Origin of the sequence: Thermovirga sp., assembly GCA_012523215.1 — a bacterium.
Taxonomy (GTDB): domain Bacteria; phylum Synergistota; class Synergistia; order Synergistales; family Thermovirgaceae; genus 58-81.
Genome location: JAAYIZ010000073.1, coordinates 1 through 1,838 on the forward strand (window position 1 = coordinate 1; position 1,838 = coordinate 1,838).

At 54.9% G+C, this 1,838-nt stretch carries 4 protein-coding genes; all 4 read left to right on the forward strand.

The window, feature by feature from the left end:
• Window positions 1-417 (forward strand): Fe-S cluster protein (locus GX108_02210; GenBank protein NLO55861.1); only part of this gene is annotated, 417 nt, incomplete at its 5' end.
• Window positions 414-764, forward strand: coding sequence for a serine kinase (locus GX108_02215; GenBank protein NLO55862.1), 351 nt, complete (start codon window positions 414-416; stop codon window positions 762-764). The genes GX108_02210 and GX108_02215, both read left to right, overlap by 4 nt.
• A gap of 11 nt (window positions 765-775) precedes the next feature.
• Entirely contained in the window at window positions 776-1,534 is a 759-nt protein-coding gene (locus GX108_02220; GenBank protein NLO55863.1) for a PHP domain-containing protein, read from the forward strand.
• A gap of 144 nt (window positions 1,535-1,678) precedes the next feature.
• Window positions 1,679-1,838: NAD(P)H-dependent oxidoreductase subunit E (locus tag GX108_02225; GenBank protein ID NLO55864.1), on the forward strand; the 160-nt coding region annotated here is incomplete at its 3' end.

Here is a 1,838-nt window from a genome sequence, read left to right on the forward strand (position 1 = left end):
GGGATAGCCAACGCCGAATCCCCCTTTCTCAGCAGGCTTAAAGTCGAGGATTACCCCTTTGTCAAGGAGATCGACAAGGAAAAAATAGCGATCCTGGAAGATCTTTACCGGGCCGGCGTATGGAAGCTCCAACAGGAGATCCTCCCCATCGAACAGATCCCCCTGGGCAAGGACGTCGCAAAGGCCATGGAGAAGCTCTCGGAATTACAGTCCGTCTACGCCGAACTGCCCCACCTTGACTGCGGGACCTGCGGTCGGCCGACCTGCAGGGTGATGGCCGAGGATATAGTCCGCGGAGAGGCTTCGCTGGACGATTGCATCTTCAGGCTGAGGAAAAAAATGGGGAACCTTTCCCACGAGCTCAACGAACTTTCTAAAAGGTTTGTCCATACCATTACCCAGGAGGAAAGGGAATGAAAATAGGGGACATCCTTGAGAACCTGGAGGGAGTCACGATCCACGTGGCCGGCGGGGAGAAGGTGGAGATCACCCAAGGATTCGCGGGTGACCTGCTGAGCTTTGTTATGGGCTCGGCGCCCGAGAAAGCGCTATGGGTAACCATCCAGAATCATGTTAACGTGGCCGCCGTGGCGCTGCTAAAAGAGGTTCCCCTCATCCTCCTGGCCTCGGGAAGGATTCCGTCACCGGAATTAAGAGAGCAGTGCCAGAGGGAAGGAATTGCCTTGGCCTCGACAGAGATGGATTCCTTCGAGGCCTGCGGAAGGCTTTACGCCATGGGGGTAAGGAACGGATCCAGGGTATGAACCTTTACAGCATGGACCTGCACATCCATACGGTCCTCTCCCCCTGCGCCGAACTGGATATGGGGGCGCCCGATATTATTACCCGTTGCTCCGAGGAGAACATCGACCTGATCGCTATAACGGACCACAACTCCGCCCTTAATACCGAGGCCCTCGCCAGGTCCTCGGAAGGTTCGGGCGTCGAGGTTATTTGCGGGCTGGAGGTCCAGTCCTCGGAAGACATCCACGTTCTCTGCCTGATGCCTAATATCGAGAAGGCGCGTACTTTCGAAAAATGGGTCAGCGAACGGCTCCCCCATTTTCGGAACAGGCCCGACAAATTCGGTGACCAATTCGTCATCGACGAGAACAACAAAATCATCGATGAGTACGAATACCTCCTGGTGCAAGGCATTGACGCCACCGCGGACGAGGTCATCGAGAAGATACGTTCCTTCGGAGGCATAAGCATCCTGGCCCATATCGACCGACCGGCCTACTCCTACGTGGCGGTCCTGGGCATGATCCCGGAGAGCCTCGAAGTGGATGCCGTGGAACTTTCGGCACACCTTTCCAGCGAAGAGGCGCTCCAATGGCTCGGAATGACAGGGAAAAGACCGGTGATCAGGTCTTCCGACGCCCATACCCTGAAGGATATAAGCCTTCAAAAAACCACCCCGGCCCTGCTGGAGAAACCATCCTTCGAGGAGCTGGCCCTCGCGCTCAAAGGTATCGATGGGCGGGAAGTCCTCTGGCCCTGGGACCGCGCTAGCCCCAAAGGCCTTTTCTAAAGCCAGCGCAAACCCCGTCGGGGAACCTGTGTGTTGAAGTTGTTTTTATTCAGGAATGTTTGCAATTTATCTATAAAGTGATATAATTCACTTGGCTTTTCAGGGTCTCAATATTTGAAAATAATAATTCAGGTGGTGGTCCTTGTGGTAGCGGTCCAAGCGGCGGACGTCGAGGAAAAAGTCAAGAAGATAATTGAACCCTGGAAGGGTGTAAAGGGAGGCCTGATCCCCATCCTCCAGAACACCCAGCATGAATTCGGTTATCTCCGGGAGGACGCGATGGAGATCATCTCCAGGGAACTCA

Excerpts from the sequence above, each read along its gene's own strand:
- GX108_02215 (NLO55862.1), top strand. The coding sequence starts at position 414 with ATGAAAATAGGGGACATCCTTGAGAACCTGGAGGGAGTCACGATCCAC.
- GX108_02220 (NLO55863.1), top strand. The coding sequence starts at position 776 with ATGGACCTGCACATCCATACGGTCCTCTCCCCCTGCGCCGAACTGGAT.